The organism is Klebsiella sp. TF21-TM (genome assembly GCF_019753495.1).
In the GTDB taxonomy this organism is placed as follows: domain Bacteria; phylum Pseudomonadota; class Gammaproteobacteria; order Enterobacterales; family Enterobacteriaceae; genus Klebsiella; species Klebsiella quasipneumoniae.
Window position 1 is genome coordinate 27,716 of the sequence record NZ_JAIJYL010000018.1, and the last position, 15,886, is coordinate 43,601.

At 58.7% G+C, this 15,886-nt stretch carries 17 protein-coding genes; 3 read left to right on the top strand and 14 right to left on the bottom strand.

The window, feature by feature from the left end; translation table 11 throughout:
* Positions 1-245: 245 nt before the first annotated feature.
* A complete protein-coding gene (gene nrdD / locus K5R89_RS17260; protein ID WP_004206513.1) occupies positions 246-2,384 on the top strand; it encodes an anaerobic ribonucleoside-triphosphate reductase in 2,139 nt (712 codons plus the stop codon).
* A 395-nt stretch (positions 2,385-2,779) separates the two neighbouring features.
* Positions 2,780-3,244, top strand: coding sequence for an anaerobic ribonucleoside-triphosphate reductase-activating protein (gene nrdG / locus K5R89_RS17265; protein ID WP_124074388.1), 465 nt, complete (start codon positions 2,780-2,782; stop codon positions 3,242-3,244).
* Between the two features lie 48 nt (positions 3,245-3,292).
* On the opposite strand, the gene K5R89_RS17270 is transcribed toward nrdG, so the two are convergent.
* The 14 genes from K5R89_RS17270 to pmbA form a co-directional block, all read right to left on the bottom strand.
* The gene (locus tag K5R89_RS17270; protein WP_023291758.1) at positions 3,293-3,532 is read right to left on the bottom strand and encodes a type II toxin-antitoxin system RelE/ParE family toxin; all 240 of its coding nucleotides are present in this window, start codon (positions 3,530-3,532) and stop codon (positions 3,293-3,295) included.
* A complete protein-coding gene (locus K5R89_RS17275) occupies positions 3,522-3,764 on the bottom strand; it encodes a type II toxin-antitoxin system RelB/DinJ family antitoxin (RefSeq protein ID WP_217259427.1) in 243 nt (80 codons plus the stop codon). Before K5R89_RS17275 ends, K5R89_RS17270 begins: the two co-directional genes overlap by 11 nt.
* Positions 3,765-3,841: 77 nt before the next feature.
* On the bottom strand, positions 3,842-5,752 hold the full coding sequence (locus K5R89_RS17280) for a transcription antiterminator (protein WP_032454658.1): 1,911 nt from the start codon (positions 5,750-5,752) through the stop codon (positions 3,842-3,844).
* Positions 5,753-5,774: 22 nt separating this feature from the next.
* Positions 5,775-6,926: a lactonase family protein gene (locus tag K5R89_RS17285; protein WP_023291755.1), complete on the bottom strand. Its 1,152-nt coding sequence runs from the start codon at positions 6,924-6,926 to the stop codon at positions 5,775-5,777.
* A gap of 66 nt (positions 6,927-6,992) precedes the next feature.
* Positions 6,993-7,733 carry a KDGP aldolase family protein gene (locus K5R89_RS17290; protein WP_217259426.1) on the bottom strand — a complete coding sequence of 247 codons (741 nt, stop codon included), beginning with the start codon at positions 7,731-7,733 and terminating at the stop codon, positions 6,993-6,995.
* Complete coding sequence (locus K5R89_RS17295; RefSeq protein WP_032454655.1) at positions 7,730-8,848, bottom strand: DgaE family pyridoxal phosphate-dependent ammonia lyase; 1,119 nt, start codon at positions 8,846-8,848, stop codon at positions 7,730-7,732. The genes K5R89_RS17290 and K5R89_RS17295 overlap by 4 nt, the downstream gene beginning before the upstream one ends.
* Positions 8,832-9,965: an amidohydrolase/deacetylase family metallohydrolase gene (locus K5R89_RS17300; protein ID WP_049013642.1), complete on the bottom strand. Its 1,134-nt coding sequence runs from the start codon at positions 9,963-9,965 to the stop codon at positions 8,832-8,834. The genes K5R89_RS17295 and K5R89_RS17300 overlap by 17 nt, the downstream gene beginning before the upstream one ends.
* A gap of 112 nt (positions 9,966-10,077) precedes the next feature.
* Positions 10,078-10,722 (bottom strand): DUF4310 family protein, encoded by a 645-nt coding sequence (locus K5R89_RS17305; RefSeq protein WP_004206504.1) that lies wholly within the window; start codon positions 10,720-10,722, stop codon positions 10,078-10,080.
* A gap of 13 nt (positions 10,723-10,735) precedes the next feature.
* Positions 10,736-11,512, bottom strand: coding sequence for a DUF4311 domain-containing protein (locus tag K5R89_RS17310; RefSeq protein ID WP_002886897.1), 777 nt, complete (start codon positions 11,510-11,512; stop codon positions 10,736-10,738).
* 21 nt (positions 11,513-11,533) lie between these two features.
* The gene (locus K5R89_RS17315) at positions 11,534-11,833 is read right to left on the bottom strand and encodes a DUF4312 family protein (RefSeq protein WP_004206503.1); all 300 of its coding nucleotides are present in this window, start codon (positions 11,831-11,833) and stop codon (positions 11,534-11,536) included.
* 2 nt (positions 11,834-11,835) lie between these two features.
* On the bottom strand, positions 11,836-12,198 hold the full coding sequence (locus K5R89_RS17320; protein ID WP_032454653.1) for an SFCGS family glycine-rich protein: 363 nt from the start codon (positions 12,196-12,198) through the stop codon (positions 11,836-11,838).
* Between the two features lie 10 nt (positions 12,199-12,208).
* Positions 12,209-12,547, bottom strand: coding sequence for a PRD domain-containing protein (locus tag K5R89_RS17325; protein WP_004206500.1), 339 nt, complete (start codon positions 12,545-12,547; stop codon positions 12,209-12,211).
* 288 nt (positions 12,548-12,835) lie between these two features.
* Entirely contained in the window at positions 12,836-13,222 is a 387-nt protein-coding gene (gene cybC / locus K5R89_RS17330) for a cytochrome b562 (RefSeq protein WP_002886893.1), read from the bottom strand.
* Between the two features lie 36 nt (positions 13,223-13,258).
* Complete coding sequence (pmbA, locus tag K5R89_RS17335) at positions 13,259-14,611, bottom strand: metalloprotease PmbA (RefSeq protein WP_032429082.1); 1,353 nt, start codon at positions 14,609-14,611, stop codon at positions 13,259-13,261.
* A gap of 95 nt (positions 14,612-14,706) precedes the next feature.
* Between pmbA and yjgA the strand changes: the two genes are divergently transcribed.
* On the top strand, positions 14,707-15,258 hold the full coding sequence (gene yjgA / locus K5R89_RS17340; protein WP_004206498.1) for a ribosome biogenesis factor YjgA: 552 nt from the start codon (positions 14,707-14,709) through the stop codon (positions 15,256-15,258).
* Positions 15,259-15,886: the final 628 nt, after the last annotated feature.

A 15,886-nucleotide genomic window follows, 5' to 3' on the forward strand; every position in this document is an offset into this window, starting at 1 on the left:
TTCTGGGTCAATAAAATCGCAAACATCTTTGATGCAAATCACTACATATAGAACTTAAAATGCGTCCCGGCCCTACATGTTGTATTAATCGTCTATTATGTCACCATATCTTGTCGATGTCTGGCGGTGATGAGATGTGGATAAAACGGGCCGGATCTGAAGGCAAACAGCACGAGCCGTAGCGTACAGCGCCTTCGGGATAACCTCCGCCTCTGTGGATAACCTGTTCTATATATGGAGTGATCATGACACCGCATGTGATGAAACGTGATGGCTGTAAAGTGCCGTTCAAGTCAGAGCGCATTCAGGAAGCAATTCTGCGTGCAGCTAAAGCAGCGGGAGTCGATGACGCAGACTATTGCGCCACCGTCGCAGAAGTCGTTAGCCAACAAATGCAGGGCCGCGCCCAGGTCGACATCAACGAGATCCAGACCGCCGTGGAAAACCAGCTGATGTCCGGCCCCTATAAGCAGCTGGCGCGCGCCTACATTGAGTATCGCCATGACCGCGATAGCCAGCGTGAGAAGCGCGGCCGCCTCAATCAGGAGATCCGCGGCCTCGTCGAGCAGACCAACTCCGCGCTGCTCAACGAAAACGCCAACAAGGATAGTAAAGTCATCCCGACCCAGCGCGACCTGCTGGCCGGTATCGTCGCCAAGCACTACGCCCGACAGCACCTGCTGCCTCACGATGTGGTGATGGCCCACGAACGCGGCATGATCCACTATCATGACCTCGATTACTCGCCCTTCTTCCCGATGTTTAACTGCATGCTGATCGACCTGAAAGGCATGCTGACCCAGGGCTTTAAGATGGGCAACGCGGAGATCGAGCCGCCGAAATCTATCTCTACCGCCACCGCGGTGACCGCGCAGATCATCGCCCAGGTCGCCAGCCATATTTACGGCGGCACCACCATCAACCGTATCGATGAAGTGCTGGCGCCGTTCGTCAGCGAAAGCTTTAACAAGCATCGTAAAATCGCTGAAGAGTGGCAGATCCCGGATGCCGAAGGCTATGCCCGCGCCCGTACCGAAAAAGAGTGCTACGACGCCTTCCAGTCGCTGGAGTATGAGGTTAACACGCTGCATACCGCCAACGGCCAGACGCCGTTCGTCACCTTCGGGTTCGGTCTCGGCACCAGCTGGGAATCGCGGCTGATCCAGCAGTCGATTCTGCGCAACCGCATTGCCGGCCTCGGTAAAAACCGTAAGACCGCGGTGTTCCCGAAACTGGTGTTCGCGATCCGTGACGGCCTGAACCATAAGTTCGGCGACCCGAACTACGACATCAAACAGCTGGCGCTGGAGTGCGCCAGCAAGCGCATGTACCCGGATATCCTCAACTACGACCAGGTGGTGAAGGTTACCGGGTCGTTCAAAACGCCGATGGGCTGCCGCAGCTTCCTCGGGGTGTGGGAAAACGAGAACGGCGAGCAGGTGCACGATGGGCGCAATAACCTCGGCGTCATCAGCCTCAACCTGCCGCGCATCGCCCTGGAAGCGAAAGGCGACGAAGCCGCCTTCTGGGCGCTGCTGGACGAGCGCCTGCAGCTGGCGCGCAAAGCGCTGATGACCCGCATTGCCCGACTGGAAGGGGTAAAAGCGCGCGTGGCGCCGATCCTCTATATGGAAGGGGCCTGCGGCGTGCGGCTGAAAGCCGACGACGACGTCTCCGAGATCTTTAAAAACGGCCGGGCGTCGATTTCGCTGGGCTATATCGGTATCCATGAAACTATCAATGCGCTGTACGGCAACCAGCATATGTACGACAGCGAGGCGCTGCGCGAGAAGGGTGTGGCCATCGTCCAGCGCCTGCGCGACGCCGTCGATTTGTGGAAAGAAGAGACCGGCTACGGCTTTAGCCTGTACAGCACGCCGAGCGAAAACCTGTGCGACCGCTTCTGCCGTCTCGACACCGCCGAGTTTGGCGTGGTGGAGGGCGTGACCGACAAAGGTTACTACACCAACAGCTTCCACCTCGACGTGGAGAAGAAGGTCAACCCGTACGACAAGATCGATTTTGAAGCGCCGTATCCGCCGCTGGCTAACGGGGGCTTCATTTGCTACGGCGAATACCCAAACATCCAGCACAACCTGAAGGCGCTGGAAGACGTATGGGATTACAGCTATCAGCATGTGCCGTACTACGGCACTAACACGCCGATCGATGAGTGCTACGAGTGCGGTTTCACCGGCGAGTTCGAGTGCACCAGCAAGGGCTTTACCTGCCCGAAATGCGGTAACCACGACGCCTCCCGCGTTTCCGTTACCCGCCGGGTGTGCGGCTACCTCGGCAGTCCGGACGCGCGTCCGTTCAACGCCGGCAAGCAGGAAGAAGTGAAGCGCCGCGTGAAGCACCTGGGCAACGGGCAGATCGGTTAATTCCAGCTGGTTTAGCCCCTCCCCCTCTCCCCAACGGGGAGAGGGAACCGGCCCCGTAGCCGTTTGGCCACTAAGGCGCCGTTCCCGGATCGCGGCGCAAAGCGCCTTATCCGGGCTACAACCGCGTATGCGGCTTTTCGTAGCCCGGGCGAGCGCAGCGACGCCGGGAGCCGTTCCCTTTACAAATGCACAGCACCTCCGTTTTCGCAAAGCCATTAGCGTCAGAGCAAGGCGGCAAACGAGGGAATCCCAAACAGCCAGGTGGGTTTCCTCAAATCAGTTGGCGTTGTAGCAAGGCGGCAAACGAGTAAGTCCCGGGGAGCTTACTGGAGTAAGTGACCCGGGCGAGCGAGCGCAGCCAACGCCGCTACATCGGCAAATGAGAAGAGGAAACAATGAATTACCATCAGTACTACCCGGTAGATATTGTCAACGGCCCCGGCACCCGCTGCACCCTGTTTGTCTCTGGCTGCGTCCATGAGTGCCCCGGCTGCTACAACAAAAGCACCTGGCGGGTGAACTCCGGCATGCCGTTTACCGCTGAGATGGCCAACCGCATCATTGCCGATCTCAACGATACCCGCATCAAACGCCAGGGGATTTCACTCTCCGGCGGCGATCCGCTGCATCCGCAGAACGTCGCGGAGATCCTCAAACTGGTTCAGCGCGTGCGTGCCGAATGCCCCGGCAAAGATATCTGGGTCTGGACCGGCTATAAACTGGATGAGCTGAATGAGGCGCAGATGCAGGTGGTGAACCTGATCAACGTGCTGGTCGACGGTAAGTTTGTGCAGGATTTAAAAGACCCGGCGCTGATCTGGCGCGGCAGCAGCAACCAGGTGGTACATCATTTGCGATAGCGTTTAGAGCCGTTTATTCGCCTGATGATAAACGGCCGCTTTCTCTCTTTAGCCAATGGCAATAACGTAAACCACCACCACACTATCCCGTACTTGATACACCAACCGATAACCTGACGCCTTAAGCTTGATTTTGTAGCAATCCGGTAAATCACTCAGACTGGCCGATGCAATTCGCGGATTCTGCACAACCTGCTGGAGCTTATTTTTGAACTGTTTTTTGATCGTCTCGCCAAGCTTCTGCCATTCGCGCCAGGCACGCGGATCAAACGCCAGTTCATAGGTCATCCAGACTCACCTTCACCTCCGGCTGCGGGTTTTCCAGCCGCTCGCGGACGGTGCGTAATAATGCCGCTTCGCTATCGCTGATAGTCATACTTTTCACTGGCATGCGGCCATTTTCCGCAATGTATTGAAACAGCAGGCGCACCGCCTCCGTTGGCGTCATATCGAGTTTCTCCAGCACGGCATAAGCCTCTTTTTTGAGTTTAGCGTCCAGTCGAACGTTGAGCGTGGCCATTATGCCTCCAGAAAGGGATATTTTGTAATGCATTATAGCATTACATTTACATTACACTCGAATCTGGAAAACGCCTCTCAAAACCGGCTGACGCACTCCATCGCCACCGTTTTAAACTCATCGAAGCTGCGGGTCGCGGCGAGGCGGCTCATGGCGCGCTCGCGAAGGAAAGTCACGAAAATATCGTAGATCGCCATCGCCTCTTCATACTCGCGCTTGCTGATAGCGAGCAGGAAGATGATATGGGCGGTTTCATCACCCCAGGCGATGCCCTGCGGGGCAATGACGGTATAGACCACCGTCTTTTTCGCCAGTAGCCCCAGGGAGTGCGGCAGCGCAATGCCATCGCCGAGCATGGTGCTGACAATCGCTTCACGCTCCACCACCGAAGCATGAAACTCGGCGTCAACAAAGCCTTCCTCCAGCAGCTGCTGGCACAGCTCGGCGAACAGCGTTTGCTGATCCATCGGCGTATCGACCACCCGGAAGTGGGCGGCATCGAAGTACTTATTCAGCATCCATGGACGGGTACGGTCCACCAGCACCAGCTTGCCGATCTGATCCAGTTGATAGTCAGTGGGGAACGGCGCGATGGTCACTACCGGCTTGTCTTTTTCGCTGATCCGCACCGTGGAGATAACAAAATCCGCCTCGATCGCGTCCCGCTGTTCGTATTCGCGCTGGGAAATGGTGGCGGCGATCTCCAGCTGCGGATATTTGCGCTGCAGGATCGCCTCGATCATCCGCACCATCGCATTGCTGGTATCGCACACCAGCAGCACCTGCGGCTGACGCTGGTAGCCGATGTTGTAGTGGCGCTCCAGCCCGACGCCGATATGCAGCACCAGAAAGCCGATTTCGTTTTCGCTGATGGTGTACGGAGTATATTTGCCCCAGCTGGAGACCGCGGCGAGGGTCATATCCCAGGCCATCGGGTAGTGCTGTTTGATGTTATCCAGCAGCGGATTGGGGATCATGATCTGGTAGCGTACGCGGGTGATCATGGTCTTTATGTGGGTCAGCAGATCGGCGTGCAGCTGGGCATCGTCCAGCAGGTTGTAGTTATACTGGCTGTTGATGTAGCGCAGGATGTAGTTGACCAGCGCTTCGTCATCGTCGGCGCTGATGGTTTCCGGGTCCACGTCCTGTACCTGACGGGCGGCGATATGCACGCACAGCCACTCTTCTTCCGCGGGCGATAAAGGTTTACCGGCCAGCCGCTGCAGTTCGCCCGCCAGATCGCGCGCGGCATCGCGGACGTTCTGCGCCACATCTTCAGCACTAAAATCCGCCAGCGGGTAGCCTTCGCTGACGCGACGCACCACCACCGCCCCGTACAGGCAGATAAAGCGCTCGCCGACGTCGGTGAGACGAATATGGTGGCGCGTGAGCGTCTCCTGCAGCACCGGCTCCAGCAGCGCAGGCACCTCCTCTGCAAAGGCCTCGGCGCCGATCGGCGGCGCGATACCGCCCTGCTGGGTTAGCTCCCACAGCAGGTCGGTGAGGCAGGCGCGAACCGATACCTCGCTACCGAACAGCTTCATGCCGTGGCGCGGGCGGGTTTCAAGGGTTAGCTGATAGCGCTGGAAGCGCTCGCGCACCTCGACCATATCGTTTTGCAGCGTGGCGCGGCTGACGAACCACTCATCCGCCAGGTCTTCCAGCTTGATCGAGAACGCCGACGTCAGAAAACGCACCAGCAGGAAAGTGATGCGATCCTGGGCGGTACGCGGGACATGCTGCGCCTTCGGCGCCGTCTCCTCCAGCGCCTGAAAGCTCGCCGGGTTATCAATTTTCAGCTGATAACCGCTGCCGCGGTTAAGGATAAACTGCGCGCCATACTGCGCCAGTAGCGCATTCAGGGCGGTAATATCGGCGCGCACGGTACGAGTGGAAACCGACAGGCGTTGCGCCAGCTCATCCTGCGGCAGCGTTTCATTCCGCAGCAGGGTGAAGAGTTGCGCTAAGCGTTGGTTGGGAAATCGCATGTCAGTTCCTTGTGGTTACGGCTCAGGGTTGGGCGGAAATCACCATCTGCGATGGACTGCCGACCGGCGTGTAGTCTGAGACAAAGGTCAATTTGCCATCCTTCGGCGCCACGCTGAAGCGGGTAATATTATCGCTACGCTGGTTCATGACGTACAGCCACTGCCCCTGATTATCCAGGGTCAGCGTGCGGGGGTAATCTCCGCGCGTCCAGATATCCTCCTGGTGGCGCAGGCGGCCGTCGGCCTGCACCGTAAAGTGGGCGATGCTGTTATGCAGACGGTTGGCGACGTACAGCTGTTTGCCGTCGTTGCTCAGCGCCAGGCCGGCGGCAAAGCTGGTGCCCTTATACTCTTTCGGCAGCGCGGAGACGGTTTTGCCTTCGCGCAGCAGGCCGCTTTGCTGATCCAGATGATAGAAGGTCAGCGTCGACGCTTCCTCGTTAATCAGCCACAGACCGTCGCCCTTTGGCGTGAAGACGAAGTGGCGCGGGCCGGCTCCCGGCGACGAGGCGGCGATAAACGGCGGATCGTTCGGCGTCAACTTGCCGCTGGCGCTATCCAGCCGATATTGATAGATCCGATCCAGCCCCAGATCGGTGGAGTAAACAAATTTCCCGCTGGGATCGGCGGCGATCATATGGGCGTGCGGGCCATTGTGATCGCTGATGGCGAAGCTGCCCTCGACGGCCGCCGCCGGGCGTTCGGCCCCTGCCGGGCCTTCATCCTGATGCCTGTCCACCGCCTCACCCAGGCTACCGTCTTCTTTCACCGGTAGCACGGCGATGCTGCCGCTGACGTAGTTGGCCACCAGCAGCTGTTTACCGTTCGGCGTCAGGGAGAGATAAACCGGACCGGCGCCGCCGGAGGCGACCTGATTGAGTGCGGTCAGCTCGCCGTTCTTCTCAATGCGCCACGCCTGCACCACGCCTTTCTCCACTTCGCTGGCGGCATACAGCGTCTTGCCATCGCGCGAGACGGTCAGCTGCGCGGCGTTCGGCAACGAGCTCACCAGCGTCCTGTCACGTAGCGCGCCGGTTTGGCTATCAACGGTAAAGCGGTACAGACCTTCGCCATTGGGATTATAGGTGCCTACCCAGGCATAGTGAGTTTGCGCGGCGGCGGCGGCGGCAAACAGGGACAGTGAAGCGACAAGCAGATGACGAGCGACAGGCATAGCAACTCCTTGATGGTTCAGTGGGATAAGCTGCCCCTCACCCTTTGAGGGTGAGGGGCAAGGGCACTACTTCACTAACTGTTTGGTCATCTCCAGCAGCTGGCGAACATCGGCCGGGCGGGTGTTGCCGCTGGCCTTATCGATAATCGAGCTGTAGATATGCGGGATGATTTTGCTCACCCCGGCATCGAGGGCGATCTTCAGGATCGCGCTGTAGTTTTCCAGATCGATACCGCCGGTCGGCTCCAGCCAGAAATCGTGCGCGGCGCAGGCTTTGGCCACCGCCTCGAACTCGTTGCGGTGCTTCAGGCCGCCCATCGGGAAGTATTTGATGGAGCTGCCGCCCATATCTTTTAACAGCGCGATGGCGGTTTCCAGCGGCACAATCCCATCCGCCGCGCCGCTGCTCAGCGGGCCGGTGGAGATCTTCACCATACCCGGGGTGCCGGTGGGCGAGACCAGGCCGTTGACCACCGTTTCGTTCTGCCCGAGCAGCGCGCGGCTGGTGGCCACGCCGGTGAAGACCTGATTGACGTGCTGCGGCTGCACCTGGCGCGAAATCTCGCTTACCATCGCCGACTGATTCGGATCCCCTGCGCCCAGCCCGACGGAGAGGGCGTTATCAATCAGCTTCGCGTAGTCGCGCATATCGGCCACCGCGCTGGCGACGTCCGGGTAGTTTTTGGAGAGCACGCCGACCAGGACATGACCTTCCGCCGCGTCGTAGATTTCCCGGGCGTTGTCTTTGCTACCCGCCAGGACGTTCAGGCACACGCGGTCACGGTAAAAGTTTGGGGTCAGTTTCATGCTTGTTTCTCCTTGTTCAGAACTTCCGCGATACGGCGGGCGACTACCGCCAGCTGCTGGGCGTCAACGCTGCGGACATCGGCTTCGATAATGCCTTCATTCGCTTTATAGCCGCGGAAGTAGATGGCGTATTCGCCCTGCTTCAGCGCGTTAACCAGATCGCCGGTCTTCACGCCGGTCACCGCTTCGTCGAATTTGATTTCGGCGCGGGCGATATCGCGGCCGGCGCTGTCCCATACCACGCGGGCAGTGACGCCGTTGAGGGTATTGAGCTGTTCGATAAACGGCGTCATCTTCGCCACCATCTCTTCACCGCTCTCTTTGCTTGCCGTCAGGTAGTGTTCAATGGCGCAGGTCAGGCCGAGGATCCCCTCTTTACCCACTTTCATCGCCCGGCCAATCCCCATCGACTGGCGTTTAACCCACTCGACGTACTGCGTTTTGCCGATCACCAGCCCGCTGGTCGGCCCTTCAATCGCTTTCGCGCCGCTGTAGATCACCAGGTCGGCGCCCATGCGGTAGTAGCCCTGCAGATCTTCCTCCGCCGCCGCGTCGACGATCAGCGGTAAATGATGCTGACGCGCCACTTCCGCGGCCTGCGCCACGTTGAGCATGCTTTTCTGCACGCAGTGGTGGGATTTGATGTAGAGGATCGCCGCGGTGCGCGGGGTGATCGCCGCCGCCAGCTGTTCGGCAGAGCATTCGTTGGCGTAGCCCGCTTCCACCAGCCTGCCGCCGCCCAGCGCCACCATGGTGCCGACCGGCGCGCCGAAGTTGACGTTGTGGCCCTTCGGCAGGACGATTTCGTTATGCTCTATCGGCGTGACGTGCAGGTTCTCCAGCAGCCAGTCGCTGTCTTTCACCAGCACCGCCGCCACCGACTGGGCAATCCCTGCCGAGGCGCAGGAGACCACGGTCGCCCCTTCCACGTCCAACAGCCTGGCGATGTACTCGCCGGTTTTATTCACCAGATCTTTCATTTCAAAGTACTGGTTCATGCCGGCCATCGCGGCGTCCACCACTTCCGGACGCGGCGTGGAAACGCCCAGCGCCGTCATCCGGCCGGAAGTGTTTATAACTTGTTTTAAATGGTATTTTTCAAAAATCGAAGGCATGTTCCGCGCTCCCTTGTTCGGTCAGATAGCCTTTGCCCGCGCGGATCGCGGCCAGCGGCACCAGAATGTTGTCTGCCTGGAGGCTCTCTTTTTCGGCATCCACCAGCAGCGTTGGCTGGCGCTCCAGGCGAAATAGCGTGAGATCGGCGTCGAAACCCACTTCCAGCCGCCCTTTATGCGACAGGCGCAGCCCCTCGGCAGCGCTGACGGTCACGCAGGCAATCACCTGCGGCAGGGTCATGCCAATGGCGAGAAATTTCGACATCACCAGCGCCAGCGAACGCACCGGGCCGTCGATGCGGTTACGGCAGTAAATATCCGAGCTGATGGTGTGCGGCAGAATGCCCAGCGCAATCGCCCGGCGCGCCACTTCAAAGCTGAAGCTGGCGGTACCGTGGCCGACGTCGAGGCGCACGCCGCGCTGCAGGGCGCGAGTAATCGAACTGCGCAGTTCGCCGGCAGGATTCAGAATGCGGTTCGGTTTGCCGTTATAGCAGTGGGTAATGATGTCGCCGCGGCTCAGCAGATCGGCGATTTCATCGAGGTTCGGCGGATTGTTGCCAATGTGCACCATCAGCGGCAGATCGCCGTTTTCCTGCTGAATCGCCTTGGCGCGCGCCAGCGGCGTAATGCCGTTTTCTCCCACCACGCTGCTGCTCATCCGCGCCTTCAGACCAACGATAAAATCGGGATGACGCTGCACCGCCTGCTTCACCGCCTCGGCGTCAATATTGGTCATATTGGCCAGCTCATTCTGGGCAATCAGCCCGACGCGGGAGATATTGAGCAGGGCATAGACTTCCGTCGCCGCTTTACGGGTCAGTTGATAGAACTCATCGACATCGTCGGCGCCGGTGCTGCCGGCATCAATCACGGTGGTGACGCCGGTGGCGATACCGACGCTGTCCGGCTCATCGTGATAAATTGGCGAATTCGGGTAGCAGTGAACGTGGGAGTCAATCCAGCCGGCGCTGACGTAGCTGTTGCCCTGCAGATCGAGGGTTTTGCGGGAGGGCGCGCTAATCTCGCCCAGCGCCGCGATTTTCCCGTCCTGAATGGCGATATCAGTCAGGGTATCGTCGACGAGGCGCGCGCGGCGCAGGAGTAAATCAAACATAGCTATCTCCTGATGAAAGAGTGTATCTGTTGCCGGATGGCGGCGTACCGCCTTATCCGGCCTACCAATCGCGCTGACGTGTAGGCCCGATAAGCGCCGCGCCATCGGGCGATTAGCTAATCGCCACCGGGAAAATGGAGCCGAGGATCATCGCGCCGAGGATGGCGCCGCCGGTGATCGGTTTCTGCCAGATGTAGAACAGCAGGGCGCCAACCAGCGAGCCGATCCCGATAGGAATCGAGGCGGTCATTGCGCTGAGGATGATCAAGGGGCCGAGGAAGCGGCCGGAGGCATTACCGGCCCCCATCATCACGTCGGCGCCGTAGGTGGAGTCGCTCTGGTTGATGGTGAACTTACGCGCCAGAATGATGATGTAGCCCACCGCCAGGCCGAGGATCAGGCCGGTTGCCAGCGAGGCGGCGAAGTTCGCCACCGGGAAGACAAAGCCTGCGCCGAGCAGCAGCGCCGGGACGCCAAGACCGATCCCGGTCTGAATAGCGCCGCCGATATCGAGGATCCCCACCAGCGACCCTTCGATGATGCGGGCGAACAGGAAGCTGGCGCCAAACGCCGCCACCGCGCCGTAAACGCCGGTATCAATCCCCGACTTCAGCATCGCCACGAAGGCGACTTCGTTAAAGGCGCCGATGCCGTACAGGTAGTACATGTGGGTCCCGGCGAAGACGCCGGAGGAGAGCAGGCCAACGAAGATCGGGAACGACCAGTCGGCATACCAAAAACCTTTATTCTGTTCCATTATCAGGCTCCCGTTACTTGCCGCTGAGTGAGTTGTGGATCATGTCCAGCCAGTTCGGCACGGTCAGATGGAAGGATTCGATCATCTTCATGTCGAAGCCGCGGAAGAAGCCGCTGAGGACGAACAGGGCGACAATGGCCACCATCATCACTTTGGTGACCCGGTTCCAGCCGCTCTCTTCAACGCCTTTGCCGATCAGGATGCCCAGCACCAGCCCCGGTACGGCGTTGCCCATAATCAGCTGCGCCGCGCCGCCGAAGATGGTCGCCCAGAAGCCTGATTTTTTACCGGCGTCGATCGCCGCCAGCCAGAAGATCACCGGCATCACGGTGTTCACCAGCAGGTTTGCCGCCGGGACCAGTACCTTAACCGCGGTCACCTGCAGCGCTTCCGGTACGGACGAGGCGGTGAGGTTAAGGAAGGCGACGACGATCATGCCGATGATGCCGCAGGAGATGGCCATTTTTTTCGGATCGTGCAGCGTTTCGCCGACGTTACGATTTTTCAGCATCAGCGCCGCCGCGCCCCAGTTGGGGATAATGCGGTGGTCAACATCCTGGGTGAAGGAGCCTGCTGCAACGGAAGAGGCCCAGGCGTTAAAGAAGAAACCGAGGCCAAAGGAGAAGTGGGAAGCCGGATCGCCCTCACAGGAGTTCAGCTCGCCCAGGGTTCGAAACGCCCCCATCCCCTGGGTGGTAGGGGCATGAAACATGCGTGCCGCTCCGGCGCCCACGCCGACGCCGACCAGGCCGCCGATGATAAGCGATTTTATTAATATTATCAGGAACATAGTCAGACCCTTTGCTAACAATCAGGTTTGCGTGACGAAATCCACTTTATCGAGATCGATGGCGGTCACGTTGACGGTGACGTCCAGCTCCACGCTGTAGGTCCGTCGTTCACGGCGCAAAAAGAAAAACAGGAAGGCCTCTTTTCGTACCGCTTCGCGCGCATGAACAACCGTCACGTCCTGTGGCTCAATACGCAGCAGAATGTGCGATGACGTTTTCATCACCGCAGCCTGCACATGGTTCAGGGCATCGGCGAAGGCCCGTGATTTGCTTTCGCCTTTGCCGGCAACCCTCACCGTGGTGGTGAATTGCTCTTTCATACTTATGCGCCGTATTTCTTTTTCCAGGCCTCTACCAGCCGCTCGCCCAGCTCTTCTTTATCCATAAAGCCGAAGCCCAGCACGTTGCAGCCTTCGTTGATGGCGGTGACGCCCTCTTCCACGGAACGCATGCCGTATTTCGCTTTGTAGCCGTGTTTGGTCTGGGCGGTGATGGCGCCGGCGCCGCCGCTGCCGCAGAAGGAGATGCCGAAGGTGGCGTTTTCCGCTTTCATCATGTCGCCAAGCTTCATGTCGGCAGCAACGCCAGGGACGACCACTGCACGTGCGCCGGCTTTCTCTGCGCCTGCGGCGACTTTTTGGCCTTTACCCAGACGGTCGCCAATAACTACGGTGATTTGTTCCATGTTTTGCTCCTTACAGGTTTTCTTTTGCGACTTCGAAATGGACGGAGAGCAGCCAGGCCTCTTCATCAGGCAGGTTGCCGAACTGCGCGACCACTTCGCGGGCCAACGTCATTGAATCTGGTGAAATCTCTTCGAACAGGCTGGCATCCACTTCCGGCAGCGGTTCCCCGCTGATTGACCGGTGGGCCATCGCCCGCACGTGGGAGGTCAGCATTTGCTCCTGAACGTCGTTAGGGACGATGCCGTGACGGCTTAACAGGGCAAAAACCTGCTGCAGCATCTTGTCAGCCAGGCGTTCGGTCTGCGCTGCCTGCTCCCCTACGTCGTGTATTACCGCTCCGTTATTCACTTCTGATACCCCGCTGATGTCTCTGGGAATCAAAGTAGCGCCGGGGGATGGGAGTTTGTAGCGAGTTGTTTTCCACTTCGAAGTGGAAAGGGAGACGGCAGGCGTGATCGACCCCACACATTCACTGGAAAAATGAAAAAACAGCAATTATGGCGTGAGACGTATCACAACAATGCGCGTGAATGCGCAGCCCGCGGCTGCGGAAAGGCCGGAAAAAGAGATCGAAAAGTGTGATATCGGTAGGCTTTGAGGCGGGAGACATCGGCTGAGGCCTCCCGAAAACGGCAGTTAGCGGTACTTCTTATGGTAGGTGTTGCGGGTGGTTTTAAACTCCTCCGCGGCGGCCTGCGCCTCTTTCACCTTGCCTTCATTCGCCAGCTTCAGCGCGCCGTCGATCTGGCCGATCAGAATATCCAGACCGTGACGGTAATCTTTCATCTCAGCGCTGTCGGCCGCTTTGCCTTCCAGCTTCGGCGGCGTCTCTTTCTGGGCATCAACCGCGGCGGTACGCATCTTATTCAGCGCCGCTTTCAGTTCGCCGGCGTCGGAGGTTTTCTGTACCACTTGCAGATTTTCTGCCAGAGTGTCCATGTCTTCGCCCAGGTCGGCAAAGGCCGAGGCTGAACCGAGCGCAAAAGCAGAGACAGCCAGCATCGCTAACAGTTTTTTACGCATTGCTCACTTCCTTTTTATTATTTAAGCAAACAGGTGTTATTGCCCGGCGATTTTCATCTCCGGCAGCAGCACAGAACCGCACTGAATGTTGCTGCGCGTTTCAATATCATCGCCGATGGTCACGATATTACGCCACATTTCTTTCAGATTTCCTGCAATGGTGATCTCACTGACAGGATATTGAATTTCGCCATTTTCTACCCAGAAGCCGGATGCGCCGCGTGAGTAGTCGCCAGTGACGCCACTGACACCCTGCCCCATCAGTTCGGTAACCACAAGACCGGTGCCCATCTCTTTAAGCATCTTTGCAAAACTCAGGCCGCGGCCGTTGATGCGCCAGTTATGGATGCCGCCGGCGTGGCCGGTGCTTTTCATCCCCAGCTTGCGGGCGGAGTAGTTGGTCAGCAGCCACTGGGTCAGCACGCCGTCTTTGACGATATCGCGACGCTCGGTGCGCACGCCTTCGCTGTCGAACGGCGTGGAGGCCAGTCCTTTACGCAGGTGCGGATGCTCTTCAATGGTCAGCCACTCCGGCAAAATTTGTTTGCCCAGCGAATCGAGCAGGAAGGTGGATTTGCGGTATACCGAACCACCGGCAATCGCTCCGACCAGGTGGCCAAACAGCCCGGTCGCCACTTCATTGGCGAAAATCACCGGCGCCTTCATGGTCGATAGCTTACGCGGCGCGAGGCGCGACAGGGTGCGGCGGGCGCACTCTTCCCCGACCCATTCCGGGGACTGCAGATCCTCGATCGCCCGGCCAATGGTATAGGCGTAGTCGCGTTCCATGTCGCCGTCATCTTCCGCGATCACGCAGCTGGAAAGGGAGTGGCGAGTCGAACAGTAGCTCTGCAGCATGCCATGGCTGTTGCCGAACACTTTGATGCCGTAGTGGCTGTTAAAGCTGCCGCCTTCGGTGTTGGTGATGCGTTTATCGGCCTTCAGCGCCGCTTGCTCTGCGCGGGCGGCCAGTTCGATGGCCTCATCCGGGGAGACCTCCGCCGGGTGGAACAGGTCCAGATCCGGGGCGTCAAAGGCCAGCAGCTCTTTATCCGCCACGCCGGCGAAGGGATCCGGGGAGGTGTAGCGGGCGATATCCAGCGCCGCCTGCACGGTGCGGGCGATGGCGTCCGGGCTGAGATCGGTGGAAGAGGCGCTGCCCTTGCGGTTCTGGTGGTAAACCGTGATGCCTAACGCCCCATCGCTATTGAATTCTACATTCTCCACTTCGCCATAGCGGGTGCTGACGCCGATGCCCGTCGTCTTGCTGACGGAGACTTCCGCGCCATCGGATTTACCTGCCGCCAGTTCCAGCGCCGTGGTCACGGCCTCTTCCAGCGTCTTACGTTGCTGGGCAACTTGAGAGATCACTTTCATTGCTAATGCCATAATGTAAGAAGGAGTTAACTGAAGTCTAACAGAGAACCGTTTTTCAGTGCGCGCCTTAACTGGTAACATTAGCCTCTTTTTTTAAGGAGCCTGAGATGACAAAGCAGCCCGAAGACTGGCTCGACGACGTTCCCGGTGATGATATCGAGGATGAAGACGATGAAATTATCTGGGTCAGTAAGAGTGAAATTAAGCGCGACGCGGAAGAACTGAAGCGTCTTGGCGCGGAACTCGTTGACCTGGGGAAAAACGCGCTGGATAAAATTCCGCTGGATACTGACCTGCGCGACGCCATCGAACTCGCCCAGCGAATCAAAAAAGAGGGTCGCCGCCGCCAGCTGCAGCTTATCGGTAAGATGCTGCGCAATCGCGATGTCGATCCGATTCGTCAGGCGCTGGATAAGCTGAAAAACCGCCACAACCAGCAGGTTGCGCTGTTCCACAAGCTGGAGCAGATCCGTGACCGACTGATTGACGACGGGGATGACGCCGTAGCTGAAGTGCTGAACCTGTGGCCAGATGCTGACCGTCAGCAGCTGCGTTCCCTGATCCGCAATGCGAAGAAAGAGAAAGAAGGCAACAAACCGCCGAAATCCGCGCGCCTGATCTTCCAGTATCTGCGTGAACTGGCGGAAAACGAAGGCTAATTCCCGCCGCATTTGCCGCACAAGTCACCCGGATGGCGGCGCGCTGCGCCTTATCCGGGCTACTCCGCTTTGTCTGGGGGTGGCTACGCCTTATCCGGCCTACGGAAGGCTGCTGAACCTGAGTTATCAAACAGTTGCTCAACTCCGCAGGCCCGCGCAAGCGCCGCGCCGCCGGGCAGGCTATATCCAACGCCGTTCCCGTCGTTGTGCCGGATGGCGGCTACGCCTTATCCGGCCTACGGAAGGCTGCTGAACCTGAGTTATCAAACAGTTGTTCAACTCCGCAGGCCCGCGCAAGCGCCTCGCCGCCGGGCAGGCTGTATCCTACGCTATTCCCGTTGTTGTGCCGGATGGCGGCTACGCCTTATCCGGCCCACCTTCCCCTTCTTCAACGCAAGCATCGCGCCAGCAGGGGGTTCCCCTGAACCCCCAAGTCCACACAACGAGACTGTCGTTTATTGCCTTCTCTAAAGCTGAATCGTTAAAGCTAAAAGCAATGCAGATCACATCTTGTGGTGATAATTAAGCATGGTTTATCACAATAATACGACGCCTATCGCATTTAACATCTTAAAAACGGCCACTTTCTCACCAGGTGAGGCGCTTCACATTTTAATCACCCCCATGC

Excerpts from the sequence above, each read along its gene's own strand:
- K5R89_RS17305 (WP_004206504.1), bottom strand. The coding sequence starts at position 10,722 with ATGGAACAGAATAAAGGTTTTTGGTATGCCGACTGGTCGTTCCCGATC.
- K5R89_RS17270 (WP_023291758.1), bottom strand. The coding sequence starts at position 3,532 with ATGACCTATGAACTGGCGTTTGATCCGCGTGCCTGGCGCGAATGGCAG.
- K5R89_RS17275 (WP_217259427.1), bottom strand. The coding sequence starts at position 3,764 with ATGGCCACGCTCAACGTTCGACTGGACGCTAAACTCAAAAAAGAGGCT.
- nrdD (WP_004206513.1), top strand. The coding sequence starts at position 246 with ATGACACCGCATGTGATGAAACGTGATGGCTGTAAAGTGCCGTTCAAG.
- K5R89_RS17315 (WP_004206503.1), bottom strand. The coding sequence starts at position 11,833 with ATGAAAGAGCAATTCACCACCACGGTGAGGGTTGCCGGCAAAGGCGAA.
- cybC (WP_002886893.1), bottom strand. The coding sequence starts at position 13,222 with ATGCGTAAAAAACTGTTAGCGATGCTGGCTGTCTCTGCTTTTGCGCTC.
- K5R89_RS17280 (WP_032454658.1), bottom strand. The coding sequence starts at position 5,752 with ATGCGATTTCCCAACCAACGCTTAGCGCAACTCTTCACCCTGCTGCGG.
- K5R89_RS17285 (WP_023291755.1), bottom strand. The coding sequence starts at position 6,926 with ATGCCTGTCGCTCGTCATCTGCTTGTCGCTTCACTGTCCCTGTTTGCC.
- K5R89_RS17295 (WP_032454655.1), bottom strand. The coding sequence starts at position 8,848 with ATGCCTTCGATTTTTGAAAAATACCATTTAAAACAAGTTATAAACACT.
- yjgA (WP_004206498.1), top strand. The coding sequence starts at position 14,707 with ATGACAAAGCAGCCCGAAGACTGGCTCGACGACGTTCCCGGTGATGAT.
- K5R89_RS17310 (WP_002886897.1), bottom strand. The coding sequence starts at position 11,512 with ATGTTCCTGATAATATTAATAAAATCGCTTATCATCGGCGGCCTGGTC.
- K5R89_RS17300 (WP_049013642.1), bottom strand. The coding sequence starts at position 9,965 with ATGTTTGATTTACTCCTGCGCCGCGCGCGCCTCGTCGACGATACCCTG.
- K5R89_RS17290 (WP_217259426.1), bottom strand. The coding sequence starts at position 7,733 with ATGAAACTGACCCCAAACTTTTACCGTGACCGCGTGTGCCTGAACGTC.
- pmbA (WP_032429082.1), bottom strand. The coding sequence starts at position 14,611 with ATGGCATTAGCAATGAAAGTGATCTCTCAAGTTGCCCAGCAACGTAAG.
- nrdG (WP_124074388.1), top strand. The coding sequence starts at position 2,780 with ATGAATTACCATCAGTACTACCCGGTAGATATTGTCAACGGCCCCGGC.
- K5R89_RS17320 (WP_032454653.1), bottom strand. The coding sequence starts at position 12,198 with ATGGAACAAATCACCGTAGTTATTGGCGACCGTCTGGGTAAAGGCCAA.